This is a genomic window from Kitasatospora sp. NPDC088548 (genome assembly GCF_044753005.1).
Classification (GTDB): domain Bacteria; phylum Actinomycetota; class Actinomycetes; order Streptomycetales; family Streptomycetaceae; genus Kitasatospora.
On sequence record NZ_JBIVMI010000015.1, the window covers coordinates 1 to 16,775 of the forward strand.

Annotated in this window: 17 protein-coding genes and 1 pseudogene; 9 read left to right on the forward strand and 9 right to left on the reverse strand. The window is 75.6% G+C overall.

Annotated elements, in window-relative coordinates:
• Both ACIP82_RS20015 and ACIP82_RS20020 read left to right on the forward strand, forming a co-directional pair.
• Positions 1-706 (forward strand): hypothetical protein (locus tag ACIP82_RS20015; protein WP_400654798.1); only part of this gene is annotated, 706 nt, incomplete at its 5' end.
• A gap of 263 nt (positions 707-969) precedes the next feature.
• Complete coding sequence (locus ACIP82_RS20020) at positions 970-2,025, forward strand: DUF5954 family protein (protein WP_363610266.1); 1,056 nt, start codon at positions 970-972, stop codon at positions 2,023-2,025.
• A 16-nt stretch (positions 2,026-2,041) separates the two neighbouring features.
• Here ACIP82_RS20020 and ACIP82_RS20025 read toward each other — a convergent pair whose 3' ends face one another.
• A complete protein-coding gene (locus ACIP82_RS20025; protein ID WP_400654801.1) occupies positions 2,042-3,427 on the reverse strand; it encodes a lytic transglycosylase domain-containing protein in 1,386 nt (461 codons plus the stop codon).
• A gap of 224 nt (positions 3,428-3,651) precedes the next feature.
• Entirely contained in the window at positions 3,652-4,311 is a 660-nt protein-coding gene (locus tag ACIP82_RS20030) for a hypothetical protein (protein ID WP_400654803.1), read from the reverse strand.
• A 398-nt stretch (positions 4,312-4,709) separates the two neighbouring features.
• On the opposite strand from ACIP82_RS20030, the gene ACIP82_RS20035 reads away from it, so the two are divergent.
• A complete protein-coding gene (locus ACIP82_RS20035) occupies positions 4,710-5,093 on the forward strand; it encodes a hypothetical protein (protein ID WP_363610263.1) in 384 nt (127 codons plus the stop codon).
• An 81-nt stretch (positions 5,094-5,174) separates the two neighbouring features.
• Here ACIP82_RS20035 and ACIP82_RS20040 read toward each other — a convergent pair.
• Together ACIP82_RS20040 and ACIP82_RS20045 are read right to left on the reverse strand one after the other, a co-directional pair.
• Positions 5,175-5,261: pseudogene (locus tag ACIP82_RS20040) on the reverse strand (hypothetical protein); the annotation flags it as partial.
• A gap of 18 nt (positions 5,262-5,279) precedes the next feature.
• Positions 5,280-6,827 carry a prolyl oligopeptidase family serine peptidase gene (locus tag ACIP82_RS20045; protein ID WP_363610261.1) on the reverse strand — a complete coding sequence of 516 codons (1,548 nt, stop codon included), beginning with the start codon at positions 6,825-6,827 and terminating at the stop codon, positions 5,280-5,282.
• Between the two features lie 143 nt (positions 6,828-6,970).
• Here ACIP82_RS20045 and ACIP82_RS20050 point away from each other — a divergent pair, with 143 nt between their 5' ends.
• Entirely contained in the window at positions 6,971-7,120 is a 150-nt protein-coding gene (locus ACIP82_RS20050) for a hypothetical protein (protein ID WP_400654806.1), read from the forward strand.
• 17 nt (positions 7,121-7,137) lie between these two features.
• On the opposite strand, the gene ACIP82_RS20055 is transcribed toward ACIP82_RS20050, so the two are convergent.
• Positions 7,138-8,067: an EamA family transporter gene (locus ACIP82_RS20055; protein ID WP_400654808.1), complete on the reverse strand. Its 930-nt coding sequence runs from the start codon at positions 8,065-8,067 to the stop codon at positions 7,138-7,140.
• Between the two features lie 91 nt (positions 8,068-8,158).
• Here ACIP82_RS20055 and ACIP82_RS20060 point away from each other — a divergent pair, with 91 nt between their 5' ends.
• Positions 8,159-8,656, forward strand: coding sequence for a MarR family transcriptional regulator (locus ACIP82_RS20060; RefSeq protein WP_363610255.1), 498 nt, complete (start codon positions 8,159-8,161; stop codon positions 8,654-8,656).
• A 24-nt stretch (positions 8,657-8,680) separates the two neighbouring features.
• On the opposite strand, the gene ACIP82_RS20065 is transcribed toward ACIP82_RS20060, so the two are convergent.
• Together ACIP82_RS20065 and ACIP82_RS20070 are read right to left on the reverse strand one after the other, a co-directional pair.
• On the reverse strand, positions 8,681-8,935 hold the full coding sequence (locus tag ACIP82_RS20065; RefSeq protein WP_363610253.1) for a hypothetical protein: 255 nt from the start codon (positions 8,933-8,935) through the stop codon (positions 8,681-8,683).
• 202 nt (positions 8,936-9,137) lie between these two features.
• Entirely contained in the window at positions 9,138-10,157 is a 1,020-nt protein-coding gene (locus tag ACIP82_RS20070) for a zinc-binding dehydrogenase (RefSeq protein WP_363610251.1), read from the reverse strand.
• A gap of 95 nt (positions 10,158-10,252) precedes the next feature.
• On the opposite strand from ACIP82_RS20070, the gene ACIP82_RS20075 reads away from it, so the two are divergent.
• Together ACIP82_RS20075 and ACIP82_RS20080 are read left to right on the forward strand one after the other, a co-directional pair.
• Positions 10,253-10,981, forward strand: coding sequence for a TetR/AcrR family transcriptional regulator (locus ACIP82_RS20075; RefSeq protein WP_400654812.1), 729 nt, complete (start codon positions 10,253-10,255; stop codon positions 10,979-10,981).
• Between the two features lie 134 nt (positions 10,982-11,115).
• The gene (locus tag ACIP82_RS20080) at positions 11,116-11,289 is read left to right on the forward strand and encodes a CsbD family protein (RefSeq protein WP_363610247.1); all 174 of its coding nucleotides are present in this window, start codon (positions 11,116-11,118) and stop codon (positions 11,287-11,289) included.
• A 73-nt stretch (positions 11,290-11,362) separates the two neighbouring features.
• Here ACIP82_RS20080 and ACIP82_RS20085 read toward each other — a convergent pair whose 3' ends face one another.
• The gene (locus tag ACIP82_RS20085; protein WP_400654814.1) at positions 11,363-12,223 is read right to left on the reverse strand and encodes a methyltransferase domain-containing protein; all 861 of its coding nucleotides are present in this window, start codon (positions 12,221-12,223) and stop codon (positions 11,363-11,365) included.
• Positions 12,224-12,251: 28 nt separating this feature from the next.
• Between ACIP82_RS20085 and ACIP82_RS20090 the strand changes: the two genes are divergently transcribed.
• The gene (locus tag ACIP82_RS20090) at positions 12,252-13,772 is read left to right on the forward strand and encodes a PLP-dependent aminotransferase family protein (protein ID WP_400654816.1); all 1,521 of its coding nucleotides are present in this window, start codon (positions 12,252-12,254) and stop codon (positions 13,770-13,772) included.
• A 118-nt stretch (positions 13,773-13,890) separates the two neighbouring features.
• Positions 13,891-15,045 carry a glycoside hydrolase family 3 N-terminal domain-containing protein gene (locus tag ACIP82_RS20095; protein ID WP_400654818.1) on the forward strand — a complete coding sequence of 385 codons (1,155 nt, stop codon included), beginning with the start codon at positions 13,891-13,893 and terminating at the stop codon, positions 15,043-15,045.
• Between the two features lie 63 nt (positions 15,046-15,108).
• On the opposite strand, the gene ACIP82_RS20100 is transcribed toward ACIP82_RS20095, so the two are convergent.
• Positions 15,109-16,473, reverse strand: coding sequence for an FAD-dependent oxidoreductase (locus tag ACIP82_RS20100; protein WP_400654820.1), 1,365 nt, complete (start codon positions 16,471-16,473; stop codon positions 15,109-15,111).
• Between the last annotated feature and the right edge of the window lie 302 nt (positions 16,474-16,775).

The following is a 16,775-nucleotide window of genomic DNA, read 5'->3' on the forward strand; positions in this document are numbered from 1 at the left end:
GGTCTACGCCCGCTACCTCTCCTACCTGATCCCGGTGGCCTTCGTGGTGGGCGTGGCGGTTCTGAGCCGCTTCACCCGCCGCAACCTCGGCTACGCGCTGGCCGGCACGGTCGGACTCACCCTGCTCCTGGCCCAGTTGGTGATCTGGTCCGCGGGCTCGAAGCTCCACACTCAGGTCTTCATACCCTGGGGCATGCCGGACGTGCTGTTCCTCGCGGCCGACTGGGGCCGGCTGAACATGATGCGGTCGACGGCCGCGGCCTTCGTCGTCCTGCTCGCGGTCGTCCTGCTGCTGCTGGCCGGCGGCCGCCGGGTGCTCTGGGCGGTCGGCATCTCGCTCGCGCTCTTCGCCGGGTTCGCCACCGCCACCATCACCGAGCAGCTCAGCTACCCCCACTGGAAGGCCCGCAAGGGCTCGGCGACCGGGTTCACCAAGAGCACCGGGATCAAGCCCGGGGACAACGTGGTGTTCGCCTGGGACATCGACTGGGCCCTGCGGGGGACGCAGGCCTTTGAGGTCTACCAGGGCCGGGTCTGGTCCCGCGACCCGCGCTGGCAGCCGATTCCGGCGGAGGCGACCGCAGTCGTCACCCCGCCGCCCGCCGAGGGCAAGGAGCCGGACTCGTACTGGCCGAACCACCCCGCCGAGTGGTACGTCGAGAAGTTCGACCGGAAGCAGGGCTGGACGCTCTGGCGCAAGCACTGACCGGACAGGGCGGACTCCGCGCACTGCACATACCCTGCGCACTGCACGCACTGCACGCACGCCGTCCACGGCCTCCCGGGGCGACGTGGGAATCCGTGCGACGACCCCCGGACCCGGCGCGACGAACCGCTGACGCGCCGGGTCCGGGTGTCCGGGGGAGGCGAGCCGGGCCGGCGCCCGACGGTCCCTCAGGGATTCCCGGGTCGGGTGGACTTCGGTGAACGGGCTGCGGTCCGCCGACGGCGTCCGCTAACACTGGCGGCATGGATGATGACGCTGTGCAGTTGCCGGACCACCTCACCGTTCGGATCGCCCACACCGACGACCCGGTCTCCGCGGTGGCGGGCCTGGAAGCCTGGGCGGCCCGCGAGCGGTACCCGAATCTGCTGATGATGCCACCCGTCTTCGGCTGCCTGGAACGCACCGAGGAGGGGGCCTGGCGGATCCTCGGGTTCCGCTCGACCACCCCGCAGACGGCCCGGGACGACCTCGGCCATGTCTTCCGCTGCTGGGCGCTCGCCGAGCCCGGCCAGTGGGGCGCCGCCACCTGGGAGATCACCGACGAGGAACGGGCCGCCTACACCGCCGGGTACCAGCGGCTGGAGTGGGAGCGACTCGACGAACTGGCCGTCGCCGGGCGACAGTACCGGATCTTCCGCGCGGAACAGGTCCTGCGCGGGGGCCCCGAGGGCGTCGAACCTCCGCGTCCCACCGATCCGGACCCAGCCCCGGTCGGCCAGGGGTACAAGGCGCTCTCCCGCGTCAACGGGTTCGTCATCGACCCGGCCGCCGACGTCACGCTGGTGGACGGCATCCTCCGGCTGGACATGATGTCCCTGGTGCCGACCGGCCACGGCATTCCCGAGGACGTCCGGGCCGAGGCCCGGCTCGCCTCGTACCTGTACCCCAATGTGTTCGTGCTGCCGGTGCACTGCGCCGTCGCCGAGTACGAGGACGGCCGCTGGGGGCCGATGACCAACGCCTGCGAGACCCCGCAGGCCGCCCGCGACAGCCTCGCCGCCTATCTGCGCGAGTTCGCGCCGAGCCTGCTGCCGCACCTGACGGAGGACGAGCGCGCCCGGTACGCCGAGGCGGCCGACCGCCTCGACGCCGAACGCGGGAACAGCGTCGAGGCCGCCGACCGCCGGTTCCAGCTGGTCCGCGTCGAACCGGTCGTCCGCCTCGGCCCCGACGGACCCGAACTGCCCCGCACCTCGGACTGGGACCCGGACGTCCCGTTCAAGGTGCAGGAGCAGCAGGAGCGGGAGGCCGGCCTCTGCTACGACGACGAGGACGACGAGGTGGAGGCGGACGGCTGAGGCGGCGCCGGCGGGGTCAGCGGGCGGTGGGCGAGGGGGAGAGCCCGGCGGTCGGGGTGGCGGCGGCCGTCGGCGCGGACGTGGTCGCCGAGGCCGAGGAGGTCGGCTCGGGGGTGGCGGTCGCGCAGCCGGGAGCGGTGGGCGTCGCGGTGGCCGAGGCGGACGCCGACGGGCTCGGGCCCGTGGTCGGGGTGCCGGAGGGGGCCGCCGTGGGCGTGGTGGTGGGGCACTCGGTCGGGGTGCCGGTGGGCGTCGCCGTGGGTGTGGCGGTGGGCGTCGCGCTCGGGGCCGGGGTCGCCGTGGCGGACGGCGAGGGCGACCCGGTGGGCGTGGGCGTCCCGGTCGGCGTCCCCGTCGGCGTGGTGCCGGGGGTCGTGGTGGGCACCGTCGTGGGAGTTGTGGTGGGGGACGGGCTTCCGGACGGCGACGGCTGGGTGACCGGCGGCTCGGCGCTCGACGAGGGCTCCGGCAGAGGCTGCACCGGCGTCGGCGTGGTCGTCGGGGCGGTCGGCGGGGTGGCGGCGGCCGGGAGGTCCGGGGTGGTGGTCGTGGTGCCGCTGCCGAAGTGGGCCATCCAGTTCTTGACGGTCCGAAGGTACTCGCCCGAGTTGTTGTAGCTGAGGATGGCCCGGTCGAGCTGCGCCGGGTCGGAGAGGTTCCGCCCGCCGGCGCAGAGGTAGCGCCCGGCGGCCTCGGCGGCGTCGAAGATGTTGTTGGGGTCGGCCTTGCCGTCACCGTTGGCGTCCACGCCCCAGACCGCCCAGGTGGAGGGGATGAACTGCATCGGGCCGACGGCCCGGTCCCAGCGGCTGTCGCCGTCGTAGCGGCCGCCGTCGGTGTCGGCGATCGCGGCGAAGCCGTTGCCGTCGAGCACCGGGCCGAGGATGGCGCGGTAGGTCGTCCCGGCGGCGTCCACCCGGCCCCGGTCGGCCTGGCCGGACTCGACCTCGCCGATCGCGGCCAGCAGTTGCCACGGCAGGTGGCAGCCGGGCGAGCGCTGCGCGAGCGCGGCCTCGGCCTTGTGGTAGGCGGCGGAGACGGTCTCCGGCAGCGCGGGCCCGGTACGGAACGGCCCGGCGGACGGGTCGCCCGGCAGGGTGGTGGGCGGCTGCGGCTGCGGCAGGGCCAGCGGGCCGCCGCCGTCCACCGGGCCGCCGGTGCCGGGCGTGCCGAACGCCGTGGGCAGCACGGTGCCGGGCGGCACGGGGAAGGAGGAGCCCCGCGTGGCCGGGTCGGTGACGGGCGGCACGGCGTCGGCGGCCGCGACCGGGACGAGCCCGAGGCCCGTCACCTGAGAACCGGTCAGCGCGGCGAGCGCCGTGAACGCCGCTGCCGTCCCTGTCACCCGCTTGCCCAGTCGCAGCCTGCGGCCGCCCTGTCCGCTGCCGAACCTCGCCATCATGCGGTGCCCCTCCCCGTTGCCGTCCGGACTCCCCGAGAACGGACAGGCTGTCAACATCGTGCCTGCCAGTGCATGACAGAGCTCGTTTCCGGAATGATTAGTATCACGACGATCTGACGCGGACAGGGTGGCCGATGGCGGTCCGGGGCCCCACGGTTCGGTGAACGGGCAGTTCACGGTGGTCGGTCCGGGCAACCGGCGCAGGGCCGGCGGCCCGCGCCCGGTCAGGAGGTGAGCGACACCGCGAGCGTCGTCGCCAGCGCGGCCTCGGCGAGGGTCTCCGCGGGCGCGTTGACGTCGTCGCCCGGACCGCGGTCCTTGACCACCGCGACGGAGTAGGTGTGACCGCCCGCCACCAGGTACAGGATCGGCCGGGTGCCGTCCTTCTTCCACGCGGTGGCGACGGCCTCCTGGCCGATCCCCGGCACGGTGGTGACCGCGAGGTCGCTGTCGGCCCTGACCCGCGCGAGCGTGTCGGGCGCGGTCTCCTTGATGGCGGCGTACGACTGGCGGGATCCCCAGGTGCAGCCCCAGACCGCGCTGCCGTCGCTCGCCGGGTCGGGGTGGGTGCCCCTGAACGGTCCGGCGGTCCCGACGACGGCGACGACCTGGGCGGACGTCAGCATCGTGCAGGCGTCGGCGGGCCGCTTGCCGGCCGGTGCGGGGTTCGCCGCTCCGGTGGCGGGTGTGGCGGGTGTGGCGGGTGTGGCGGGCGTGACGGGTGTGGCGGCCGTGGTCGCGGGTGGGGTGGACACCGGCGCGGACGCGGCCGCCGCACCACCGCCGCCCGAGGAGGAACACCCCGCCACCGCGACCGCCGCGAGTGCCAGCGCGGGCAGCCAGCCGTACCGGCGGCCTTCCTGGATCGATGAGTTGACCTGCATGGGGACTCCTTCCGGTGGCGCCCGCCGCTTCGGCGGACTGCGACGGTCAGGATGCTACTGGTTGCCGTCGGCCGGTATTTTCCGTTCCTGCAACGGGAGTTGCCCGGGCGCGTAACGGACGTGAACCGGGCGTGCCCGGGGGCGGAACGGGCGGTTCGGGGCACGGGGGTGGTACAGACCTGCCCGCCCGGGCTCCCCGGCGGCGCCTGCGGCCGCCGACCCTGACCTGGCCCGATGCGCCGCCCCGAACCCGCCGTGCACGGTCAGGACGGGTGTGCGGGCGGCCGGTTCTACACCATCGCCTCCCCGGGCGGGTGACGTTCTGGTGAAAGTGGTCATGCCAGGAATCGCGGCCCGGCATGCTGTGCCCGTTGACCATGCGGATGGAGGCCCTGACAGTGAGCACGAACCTGCCGGAGACCGTCGCCGAGGGGCCTGCCGTCCTGCCGGCGCCACCTCGGGTGATCGACGACCTGGCCCGCGACCTGACCCATGCCGCGGCCGCCGTCCGGGCGGTGTCCCGCGTCGGCCGGAGCGGCGGGGACGTGTCGGTCGCGGCGTACACGGCGGTGGTGTGCACCGGTCGTTCGGCCGCCCGCGCGCTGGAGGAGGCCGCCGCCTGGTGCCGCCAGGCCCCGGAGGCCGAGGTCCACTCACTCGCCTGGGCCCGCGTCCCGGGCCACCGGGACGACGTCTTCGAGTACCGCGTCACCCTGGCCGTCAGCTTCCCCGACCACGAGACCGGTGAGCATGTCGGCGACACCCATCACGCACCCCACTGACCGCGGTCGGGCCGCCCCGAGTGCCCGCGGGCGGGACCGGCACTCGTCGGTCCCGCCCGCGGGCAGCGGCTCCGTCCGGTCTCAGGCACCTTGCGGCGACGGGCAGATGAGGTCACGGGCCGGGGTGCGGCCGGTCAGCAGATAGCCGTCGACGAGGTCCCGCACGCAGGAGTCGGGCCCGGGCGGTCAGGGGATCAGCAGGCCCCAGTAGAGCGCCCAGGGGACGAACACCACGGCGGCGACGGCCAGCAGGCCCAGCCGGACCCGCTCGGCGCGGGCGGGTACGGACGCGCCCGCGGCCGGTCCGCCGCCGGCGCCGCGGATGCGCCGGCGGCGGACGGCGAGCGTGGCGGCGAACCTGACGGCGAGCGCGGTGGCGGCCACCACCGCGGTGACGGCGGCGAGTTGGAGCAGGAGCCAGGGCAGCGGTCGGCCGAGCAGGACCGGGCCGGGGAGGGCGCCCGCCGTGACGACCATGAAGAGGAGGTAGAGCGGGCCGCCGGCCAGGGCCGTCAGCCCGGCGCCGGCCAGCCAGCGGGCGGGGCGGGCCGACGGGGTGCGCGGGGCGTCGGCCCGCCCTCCGGGCCGGAGGCGGCGGACCAGCGCCGTCAGCGGATAGCCGGCGAAGCCGACGCCGCACACCAGGACGGCCGCGAGCTGGAGCCACGGCCCCTCGTAGCCGGCGAGCGGGGTGAGCGCCGTGCTCCGGTACTCCTGCGGCGGCATCGCGTCGACGCTGATCGCGGGCGGCCCGTCGGCCAGGTGGTGGATCCAGGCGGACTCGGCGTCGGCGTAGTCCGGCGGGAGGTCGGACGGGCGGTCGAAGCCGTCGTCGGCGGTGCGGTTGAGGTTGTGCCGGACGCCGGGGACGGCGCGCAGGGTGTAGTGGGTGTTGCCGCCCCGGTCGAGCGCGTCCCGGATGATCGCCGCGCTCTCCTGGGGCGCGGCCTCCCGGTCGAGCGTGCCCCATTCGGCCAGCACCGGCTGGCGCACCCCGGTCCAGGCGGGCACCGGGTCGTAGTCCGCCTCGGGGAAGAGCCCGGCGCCCGCCACCACCCGGGCGGCGGTCCGCTGCATGGCCGGGAGCAGCGACCCGTGCACGCCGTGGTGGCGCAGGTAGCCGCCGTACGCCCAGGCCTGCTGGCGCAGCGGGCTGAGGCCGACCGCCCCGGCGGTGACCACGAACGCGACGTCCGACGAGCGGCCGGCGGCCAGCGAGACCACCCAGGCACCCTCCGACAGCCCCCACACCCCGGTCCGCGACCGGTCGACGCCGGGCCGCTCGCGCAGCGCGGCGAGTGCGGCGAGGGCGTCGTCGGCGAGCTGGGAGTAGTCGCGGTGGGTCATCGAGTACCCGTCGGTGCGCTTGTCGTAGACCAGCGTGACGATGCCGTGCCGCGCGTAGGCCTCGGCGGCGGGGCGCAGTTCCTCCCGGCCGCCGGGTCCGGCCCCGGGCACCATCACCAGCGCGGGCCCCGGTGCGCCGCCCGTGCCGCCGGGGGCGAGCACGGTGCCGTGCAGGGTGACGCCGTCGGCGCCGGTGAACCGGACGTCGGTGGCGGCCACGTCCGCCGTCGCGTTCCCGGTGCCGGCCGAGGCGGGTGGCTGTCCGAAGGCGGCGGACGGTGCCAGGAGCAGCACCGACAGTGCGGCGAGGAGGGCGGCCCGCAGCAGGCCGGCCCGGGCGGTCCGGCCCGGTGGCCGCTCGCGCGTCCGCTTCGGTGGACGAGGCATGGTGGTTTCCCCATGAGGTCGGGCCGTCTCCCGGCGGCGGTGGATCTCCGGCGGGTCCAGCCTGGCCCGCCGGCCACCCGACGGACCATCAGGAGGGCCCCCGTCCGGGGGTGGGGGCAGCCCCCGGGCCTCAGTACGCCACTGTGAAGCGGGTGCGGGTGGACGGGGTGCTCGGCCTCGTCGAGGAGGGCGACGGCGAGGTCCTCCATGGAAATGCCCTCGGTGTCCACCACGAGTACGTCACGGCCGAGCCGGTAGCGGCCGGTGCGCTCGCCGGGGGTGAGGAGGGCTGAGCCGGGCGGTGCGGGGTTCAGGCGGGCTCGGCCAGGCGGGCCGGTGCGGGCGCGTCGGCTGCCGCAGGGGCCGGTGCGGGGGTCGGTGCGGGGCGCGGGCGCTGGGTCTGGGCGGCGACCAGTGAACCGAGCACGATCAGCGCGCCGAGGGCCTGGACGGGTGAGAGGTCCTGGCCGAGGGCGAGCCAGCCGAGGGCGGTGGCGACCACCGGGCTGAGCAGCCCGAGGAAGGTCACGGAGGTCGGCGGCAGGGCCCGGATGCCCCGGAACCAGAGCGCGTACGCCACGGCCGCGCCGATCAGGCCGAGGTAGCCGTAGCCGAGCAGGTTGGCGCCGGTGAGGTGGGAGGGCGGGGCACCCTCCACGGCGAGGGCGACGGGGAGCAGCAGCAGGCCGCCCGCGGTGAGCTGCCAGCCGGTGGTGGCGAGCAGCGGCGCCGGTGACGTCCACCGCTTGGCGAGGACCACGCCGGTGGCCATCACCACCGCGCCGCCGAGCGCGGCGGCGACCCCGAGGGTGTCGAGCCGGGCGCCGGCCCGCAGCACCAGCAGGCTGACCCCGGCCACTCCGGCGATGCCGGACAGGACGGTTCGCAGCGAGAGCCGTTCGCCGAGCAGCCCGGCGGAGAGTCCGGCGGCGAGCAGCGGCTGGACGGCGCCGACGGTGGCCGCGACCCCGCCGGGCAGGCGGTAGGCGGCGATGAAGAGCAGTGCGAAGAACGCGCCGATGTTGAGCGCGCCCAGTATCAGTGAGCGCCACCACCAACTGCCCTTCGGCAGGCGGCGGGTGACGGCGACGAGCAGCAGCCCGGCGGGCAGGGCCCGGAGCACGCCGGCGAGCAGCGGGCGGTCGGGCGGCAGCAGTTCGGTGGTGACGAGGTAGGTCGAGCCCCAGATGACGGGGGCGAGGGCGGTCAACAGGACGATTCCGAGTCGATTCCTTAGCACTAAGCCAATGTATCTCAGCGCTAAGGCACATCTGGGTCCAATCGGGTGGTGTGAGGTATCTCACCGCTAAGGAATCCTCTAGGCTGAAGTGGTGGCAGATCACGTGGACCGAGTGGTGAAGCAGTGGGGCGCGGAGCGCCCGGACCTGGACGTCTCCCCGATGGAGGTGATCGGCCGGCTCAAGCGGCTCTACCGGCTGGTGGACGCGGAGCTGAAGCGGAACTTCGCCGACTACGACCTGGACGCGGCCTCCTTCGACGTCCTCGCCACGCTGCGCCGCAGCGGCCCGCCCTACCGGCTGACCCCCACCGGCCTGATGCGGTCCGCGATGGTCACCTCCGGTGCCATCACCCAGCGGCTCGACCGGCTGGAGGCCCGGGGTCTGGTCACCCGTACGCCCAGCGGCTCGGACGGCCGCAGCCGGGACGTCGCCCTCACCCCCGAGGGCCACGCCCTGGTCGACCGGGCGCTGCCGGCCCATCTCTCCGCCGAACGCCGCGTCCTGGCCGGTCTGGACGCGGCGCGGACCGACGCGCTGGTGGACGCGCTGCGGACGCTGCTCGCGGCGCTGGGGGACGACGCGCACTGACCCGGCCCCGGCCCGGGCGGCCCGTCACTGGGACGGCGTGGTGGTTTCCAGGGCGGCGGTCAGGAGGGTGTGGACGGCCGCGGCGGCGGCCCGGGTGACCGGGTCCGGGTCGTCGAGGCGGTCGGCGATGAGCTCGGCGGCGGCCGCGACGACCGGGGCGGGCAGGGTGGTCTCGCGCAGGTGGAGCAGCTGGGCGGCGGCCCGGTCACCGGCACTGCTGGTCCGGCCGGTGGGGATCAGGGAGGTCAGGCCGCGCGGCTGCTGCTGAGGGCTCGTCATGCGGCCATTCTTCCGGCTGTCGCGCCGCCCGCCGGTCACCCGCCCGTCGCCGCGCGGGTGGCGCCGTCCGTACCGGTGAGGGCGGGTCGGCGGCGCCCCGCGTCCGAACCGTGCGGGGACGGCGACGGGCGCCCGCGCGGGGGAGTCCCCGCACGGGCGCCCGTCCGGACGGCGCGCCCCGCCCGTTGCCGGGGCGTGAGGATCACGGCGTGAGGACCAGCCGGATCGGATTGCCCTCCTTCTTCTCCAGCGCCTCGACGGCCTTGGCGGCGTCGGAGAGGGGGAAGGTCGCGCTCACCGAGCGGGAGAACTCCAGCCGCCCGCCGCGCACCAGGTCGACCAGGTCGACGACGTCCTCGGGTGCCGAGCCGTAGTGGCCGCGGATCTGCTGCTTGAGGTAGCTCAGCAGGGTGCCGTTGGTGACCGTCAGCGGCTTGTCGGTGAGGCCCACCAGCACCAGCCGTCCGTTCGCCCCCAGCGAGGCCATGGCCTGCTCGCGCACCGGTGCCACCCCGGCGAAGTCGAACGCCGCGGCCAGGCCCCGACCGCCCGTGGCGGTGCGCACGGTGGCGGCGAAGTCCGGGTCGGCCGGGTCGAGGGCGAGGTCGGCGCCGAATTCCAGGGCCCGGTCGCGGGCGGCCGGCAGCGGGTCGACGGCGATGATCGGGTACGCGCCGATGGCCCGCAGCGACTGGACGCCGTGGGCGCCGAGGCCGCCCACGCCCCAGACGCCGACGGCCTCGGCGGGGCGCACCGCGCCGGTGCCGGTGATGGCGGCCCAGGGGGTGGAGACCGCGTCGGGGATGAAGCACGCCTGCTCGAACGGCAGGTCGTCCGGGATGGGGACGAGGGTGCCGACGGTCGCCAGTGCGTACTCGGCCCAGCCGCCGTCGTAGTCGACGCCGCGGGTGTGGACGGCGCCGTCGCGGGTCTCGCCGGCCTGGAGCAGCACCCGGTCGCCGACCCGGGCCCCGGTGACGCCCTCGCCGAGGAGGTGGACGGTGCCGGCCACCTCGTGGCCGAGGGTGACCTTGTCGCCCTTGAGGAAGAGGGGCTTGAGCATGCCCTCGATCAGGTGGACGTCGGACAGGCAGACGCCGGCGGCCTCGACCTTGATCAGGACCTCGCCCGGGCCCGGAGTGGGGACGGGGACCTCTTCCAGGGCGAAGGCGCCCTGGGCGACGTCGAGCCGTCCGGCGAGCATCGTTGCGGTGGCGGTCATCCGGATCTCCCTTCCGACGGGGCGGCGGCAGGGGGGTCGCCGACCCGCAGACTTACTTGTTGTTCAACAAGCAAGTTCGACTCTATCATGGGGGTATGGACAATCACGGGGAGCCCTCGGCGGCTCGGACCGCACCGACCGGGTCCGCGGCCGGCCCGATGACCGGCCCGATGGCCGGCCCGCAGACCGGTTCGGCGGCGCGCGAGGCGTCGGGGCAGTCCGGTCGGCGGACCCAGGCGCAGCGTCGGGCCGCGGCCGAGTCGGCGCTGCTCGCCGCGGCCGCCCGGCTGATCGCGGAGCACGGCAGCGCCGGGGTGACGCTGGCGCGGGTGGGCGAGGCCGCGGGCTTCAGCCGGGGCCTGGCCACCCACTACTTCGGCTCGAAGGCCGTCCTGCTGGCCCGGCTGCAGGAGGTGGTGCTCGCCGACGCGACGGCCTCGGCCGTGCCCGAGCGGGCGGGCGGCGGCGCGGTCGAGGAGCTGTTGCGCTTCACGGAGACCTGGCTGGAGGTGGCCCGGCACCCGACCGACCTCCAGCGGGCGCTGCTGGTGCTGGGTGCCGAGGCACTGGCGGGCGCGTCGGAGCTGGCCCCCGCGGTGGCCGAACTCGACGCGCGGATGCGGCTCTGGGTGGCCTCGGTGGTGCGCCAGGGCGCGGCGGCCGGGCAGGTGCGGGCCGGAGTGGACCCGGAGGCGTTCGCGGTGGTCGCGGTCGCCGTGCTCAAGGGCCTGGTCGTGCAGGCCGCGGCGGCGCCCGGAGAGCTGGAGCTGACGGCGGCGGGCGCCGAGGCCCGGCGGTGGATCGCGGGCGCGCTCGCGCCGTGAGGCCCGCCCGGCCGGCGGCGCCGGGGCGGTTTCGCCGGTTTTCCTCCGGAATCGTCCGCATGGCCGTGGCGATCCGGGGCAGGCGCCTGCTGGGCGGGCACTCGGCCCGCCCGGCACGGAGAGGAGTCGCCGCGATGGGTACGGACGACAAGCTGCACAACGCCGCGGAGAAGGCCCGGGGCAAGGCCAAGGAGGTCGCGGGCAAGGTCACCGGTGACCGGACCAAGGAGGCCGAGGGCAAGGGCACCCAGGTGAAGAGCGACCTCAAGCAGGCGGCCGAGAAGGTCAAGGACGCGACGAAGCACTGAGCCCGGCCGGGCGGACCGTCGTACGCGCCGAGTCCCGCGCGTACGGCGGTCCGCCCGGCACGGGCCGCCCCCGTCAGGGCCGCACGGCGACCGCCTTGAAGAAGGTGTAGTGGAACGTTCCGCCGGGCTCCGCCGTCCGGCGCAGATCGGCCAGCCCCCGGTCGAACGCGGCGGCCGTGGTGAGACCGGCGGCGAGCGCGTCGGCGCGTACCGACTCGACCATGGCGATGAAGGTCCGCCGGGTGAAGCCCTCGACCAGCGCCGGGCGGCTCCCGTCGGCGTACACGGTGCGCGGCTCGACGGCGACGTCCCGGAAGCCCGCGTCCGCCAGCAGCGGGTGCAGCCGCCGGCCGAGCAGAGCGTCACCGCCGGCCGCCGCCTGCAGCCGGACCAGCTGGTCCACGACCGCCCGGGCGGGGGCGCTGTCCGGGTGGAAGAAGGCCGAACCGTGGTCGCCCTCGACCACCGTGATCGTGCCGCCCGGCCGCAGCACCCGCCGCAGCGCGGCCAGTGCGGCCTGCGGCCGCGCCAGGTGTTCCAGCACGAAGCAGACGAAGACGTGGTCGAAGGAGCCGTCCGCGAACGGCAGGTCGTGCAGGTCCCCGTGGTGCCAGTCCACCCGGGCGCCGGGCGCGTGGGCCGCCACCGCTTCGCGCGCCCGGGCGAGCGACTCGGCCGAGAGGTCCGCCGCCGTCAGCCGCACGCCCGGGCTGGACGCCAGCAGGTGCACCGTCTGCGCCCCGACGCCGCAGCCCGCCTCCAGCACCCGGCCGCCCGCCGGGTACGCCGTACCGGCGTGCAGCAACTCCGCCAGGGTGTCGGCCTGTTCGCCGAGCCGCCGCGCCTCGGTGACCGAATACCCGTGCACATAGCCGGGACGGTGGTCCTGAACGTCCTCGTGCACCGCCGTGCGGTGCGTCGTCTCCGTGGTCATGCCCCCACCCTGGCCGCACAATGGACCGGTGAACAGGTCCAATGAGAGCGCCGTTGACAGGTCCAAAAGGGCCGGCGCCTCCGACTTCCTCCAGCTCGACACCGCCGACGCCCCGCCCGGCGGGCTCGCCGACTGGCTGGCCCGGCGGCTGCGGGAGGCGATCGCCGACGGCCGCCTCCCGGTCGGCACCCGGCTGCCCGCCGGCCGGGTACTGGCCGGAGAGCTGCGGGTCTCCCGGGGGGTCGTCACCGACGCCTACCGGCGCCTCGCCGAGGAGGGCCAGGTCGCCGGCCGGGGGAGGGGCGGCACCGTCGTGGTCGGCGCGCCCGCCCCGCCCCGGCCCGCCCCGACGGACGCCGCGGACCCGCCGCCACCCGGGCGGTCGTGGCACCCGGGCGAACCCGCCGCACTGTTCGACGCCGACCCCGTCCCCGAGACCTTCGACGCGCTGCGCGCCGCCCCCGCCCGGATCGACCTCTCGCCCGGCGTGCCCGACCTCGCCGCCTTCCCCCGCGCCGCCTGGCTGCGCGCCGAGCGCGTCGCCCTCGACGGCCTCCGCCCCCACGACCTCGGCTACGGCGACCCGTGCGGCACCCCCGCGCTGCGTCGGGCCGTCGCCCACTGGCTGGCCCGCAACCGCGGCATCCGGGCCGACCCCGACGAGGTGCTGATCGTCGTCGGCACCGCCCAGGCGCTCGGTCTGCTCGGCCAGGTGCTCGGCGGCAGCGGCATCACCGAGATCGCGGTGGAGGACCCGGGCTCGCTCGGCACCCGCCAGCACCTCGGCCACTGGCTCACCGCCACCCCGCCCGTACCGGTGGACGCCGAAGGCCTCCGGGTGGACGCGCTGCGGGCCACCGGCGCCCCCGCCGTCCTGGTCACCCCGGCCCACCAGTACCCGACCGGCGTGGTGCTCGGCGGCGGGCGGCGGCGCGAACTGATCCGCTGGGCCGGCGAGGGCGGCCTGGTCGTCGAGGACGACTACGACGCCGAGCACCGCTACGACCGGCCCCCGGTGCCCGCGCTGCGCGCCGTCCTCCCCGACCGGGTCTGCTACGCGGGCAGCGTCTCCAAACTGCTCGCGCCCGCCCTGCGCACCGGCTGGCTGCTCGTCCCGCCCCGGTACCGGGAGGCCGTCGTCGCGGCCAAGCGGTTCGCGGACCTCGGCAACGCCGTCCTGCCGCAGCTGGTCCTGGCCCGGCTGATGGACTCCGGCGAGCTGGAACGGCACCTGCGGCTGCTGCGCCGGCGCCACCGCCGCCGCCGGGACGCGATGATCGCGGCGATCGGCGCCCACCTGCCGGGCGCGGCCGTCCACGGCGCGGCGGCCGGGCTGCATCTGATGCTCACCTTTCCGGCGGGCCTCCGCTGCTCCGACACCGAACTCGCCGCGGCGGCCCTCGCCCACGGGGTGAAGGTGCAGCCGCTGTCCTGGCACGCCCGGCTGCCGCACCCGCCCGGGCTGGTCCTCGGCTACGCGGCGGGCGCACCGGGCGGGATCGAGGACGGCATCGCGGTGCTCGGCCGACTGCTGCGCCGGATGGGGTGAGGCGGGGGCGGCGGGTGGGGTGACGCGGGGCGCCGACGGGCGCGTTGCGCGGCCCGGGGCCGGACCGGTCTCGGTACCGTGACGCACCGACCCCCCCACCCCCACCCCGGGAGGCCCGATGCCGTCGCTCCGGCGGACCGTCCGTGCCGCGGCGCTCGCGGTGCTGCTCACCGCCCTGCTCCCGGTCCTGGCCGGGTCGGCGTGGACACCCCATCGGGCGGCCCGGTGGTCGCCCGCCCCGACCGAGAGGGCGACGCCCATGTCCACACCGGAGTCCCGGCTGCTCGCCGGCCGGCGGATCGTCTACTCCTACCCCGGCCCGGTCCCGCCGCCCGCCCTGCTCCGGGCCATCCGCGAGGGCCGGGCGGCCGGGGTGATCCTGTTCGGCGAGAACGTCACCGGAACCGAACAACTCCACTCCGCCGTCGACCAGTTGAAGCGGGCCGCGGCGGAGTCCCCGGGGTCCGCGCCGCTGCTGCTGATGACCGACCAGGAGGGCGGAAAGATCCGCCGGCTGCCCGGGGCGCCCGAACTCTCCGCCCGCCGGACCGGCCTGGCGCCGGACCCGCTCGCCGAGGCCGCCCGCTCGGGCACCGGGGCCGGGAGCAACCTCGCGGGCGCCGGTCTGAACGTCAACCTCGCACCCGTCCTCGACGTCTACGACACCGCCGACGACTTCATCGACCACTTCGAGCGCTCCTACGGCCAGGACCCCGCCACCGTCGGCGAGTTGGGAAGCGCCTTCCTCGCCGCCCAGCAGAGTCTGCGGATCGCCGCCACGGCCAAGCACTTCCCCGGCCTCGGCTCCGCCGCCCGCGACCAGAACACCGACGAGCGGCCCGTCACCCTCCCCGTCCCGCTCGCCGACCTCCGCGCCCGCGGTGAGGAGCCGTACCGGGCCGCGATCGCCGCCGGGGTGCGGCTGGTGATGGCCTCCTGGGCCGTCTACCCGGCGCTGGACGGGGAGCGCCCGGCCGGCCTGTCGCCGGTCGTGGTCCAGGGCGAGCTGCGCGAACGCCTCGGCTTCCGGGGCGTCACCGTCACCGACGCCCTGGAGGCCGGCGCCCTCGCCCCGTACGGCGACACCGGCGCCCGGGCGATCGCCGCCGCCGAGGCCGGGATGGACCTGCTGCTCTGCTCGGCCCGGGACGTCCAGCAGGGCGACGACGCGGCGGCCGCGCTCGCCGAGGCGCTGGACGGCGGCCGGCTCGACCGTGCCGCTTTCACCGGGGCGGTCCACCGGATCGGCGAACTCCGGTCGGCCGTACGGTAGTCCGCCCCGTCGGGGCCGCCGGACGGGCGCTCCGCCCGCCCCGGCGGTCCCGACGGCACCCGGTCAGCTGCCGCTGTGGCGGAGCATGTCCTCCCGCTCGACGACCTTGACGCGCTCGCGGTCCTCCGCCGCGCCCAGGGCCCGCTCGTGGGCGTCGAGCCGGTACCAGCCGTCCCGGGTGGTGTAGCGGACGCCGCGCTCCTCCAGGAAGGCCGTGACGGCGTCCGGCTCCGGTGCGGTGGCGCCGGGGAGGCGGCCGGCGGTGTGGTCGTCGAGCAGGCAGGCGACGGTCTCGTTGGCGTCGCCCTTGGTGTGGCCGATGAGCCCGACGGGGCCGCGCTTGATCCAGCCGGTGACGTAGACGGCGGTCTCGTGGCTGCTGTCGGCGGCCAGCACCCGGCCGGCCTGGTTGGGGACGGTGCCGGAGGCCAGGTCGAAGGGCAGCTTGGGCAGCTCGTCCGAGTAGTAGCCGACCGCCCGGTAGACGGCCTGGACGTCCCAGTCGGTGAAACGGCCGGTGCCGCGGACGTTGCCGGTGCCGTCGAGCTCGGTGCGTTCGGTCCGCAGCCCGACCACGCGCCCGTCCTCGCCGAGGATCTCCTCGGGGGACTCGAAGAAGTGCAGGTGGACCCGGTGGGGGCGGGTGCCGGTGTCGCGGATGGCCCACTTCTCCAGGGTGGAGGCGACCATGTCGGCGTGCCGGTTGCCGCGGCGTTCGGCGATGGAGCCCTCGTCGTACTCGATGTCCTCGGGGTCGACGATGACCTCGATGTTCGGGGAGTGGTCGAGTTCCCGCAGCTCCATCGGGCTGAACTTGGCCTGCGCGGGGCCGCGGCGGCCGAAGACGTGGACCTCGACGGCCTTGTTCTGCCGCAGGCCCGCGTGGACGTTCGGCGGTATCTCGGTGGGCAGGAGCTCGTCGGCGGTCTTGGCCAGGATCCGGGCGACGTCCAGGGCCACGTTGCCCACGCCCAGGACGGCGACCTTCTCGGCCTCCAGGGGCCAGGTCCGCGGGACGTCCGGGTGGCCGTCGTACCAGGAGACGAAGTCCGCGGCGCCGAAGGAGCCGTCCAGGTTGATCCCGGGGACGTCCAGGGCCCGGTCGGCCATCGCGCCCGTGGCGAAGACCACCGCGTCGTAGAAGCGGTGCAGGTCGTCCAGGGTGATGTCGCCCGGGTAGTCCACGTTGCCGAAGAGCCGTACCTGCGGCTTGTCCAGCACCCGGTGCAGCGCGGTGACGATGCCCTTGATCCGCGGGTGGTCGGGCGCCACGCCGTAGCGGATCAGCCCGAACGGCGCGGGCATCCGTTCGAACAGGTCGACGGACACCCCCGGGTCCTGCGCGGCGTCGGACTTCAGCAGCGCGTCAGCGGCGTAGATGCCGGCCGGACCGGCGCCGACTATTGCGACACGGATGGGACGAGGCATGCGAGACGTTCCTCCAGGCAGCGCGGACAGACGGATCGAGACAAGCCCACCCGGTGGGCCCGCGGTAGTCGGTGGCGGTCTATGGGCCCATAGCTCCAAGCTATGACCGGCGTGTCCCGGCCGACCCGCGTGCTCCTGACGGCATCAATGTCACCGGCCCCGCCGAGAGCCGGGCAGTCATGTCACCCAGAAGCATATGGCACCAGGTGACAGAATCCTCGGGCAGCCCTCGGGCAGCCCTCGGGCAGCCCTCGGGCGGCCCTCGACCCGCCACCACCGGTCCCGCCCAGGAGGAACCCCGC

Coding starts and splice junctions, on each gene's coding strand:
- ACIP82_RS20020 (WP_363610266.1), top strand. CDS start 970: ATGGATGATGACGCTGTGCAGTTGCCGGACCACCTCACCGTTCGGATC.
- ACIP82_RS20025 (WP_400654801.1), bottom strand. CDS start 3,427: ATGATGGCGAGGTTCGGCAGCGGACAGGGCGGCCGCAGGCTGCGACTG.
- ACIP82_RS20030 (WP_400654803.1), bottom strand. CDS start 4,311: ATGCAGGTCAACTCATCGATCCAGGAAGGCCGCCGGTACGGCTGGCTG.
- ACIP82_RS20045 (WP_363610261.1), bottom strand. CDS start 6,827: ATGCCTCGTCCACCGAAGCGGACGCGCGAGCGGCCACCGGGCCGGACC.
- ACIP82_RS20065 (WP_363610253.1), bottom strand. CDS start 8,935: ATGACGAGCCCTCAGCAGCAGCCGCGCGGCCTGACCTCCCTGATCCCC.
- ACIP82_RS20070 (WP_363610251.1), bottom strand. CDS start 10,157: ATGACCGCCACCGCAACGATGCTCGCCGGACGGCTCGACGTCGCCCAG.
- ACIP82_RS20075 (WP_400654812.1), top strand. CDS start 10,253: ATGGACAATCACGGGGAGCCCTCGGCGGCTCGGACCGCACCGACCGGG.
- ACIP82_RS20080 (WP_363610247.1), top strand. CDS start 11,116: ATGGGTACGGACGACAAGCTGCACAACGCCGCGGAGAAGGCCCGGGGC.
- ACIP82_RS20085 (WP_400654814.1), bottom strand. CDS start 12,223: ATGACCACGGAGACGACGCACCGCACGGCGGTGCACGAGGACGTTCAG.
- ACIP82_RS20095 (WP_400654818.1), top strand. CDS start 13,891: ATGCCGTCGCTCCGGCGGACCGTCCGTGCCGCGGCGCTCGCGGTGCTG.
- ACIP82_RS20100 (WP_400654820.1), bottom strand. CDS start 16,473: ATGCCTCGTCCCATCCGTGTCGCAATAGTCGGCGCCGGTCCGGCCGGC.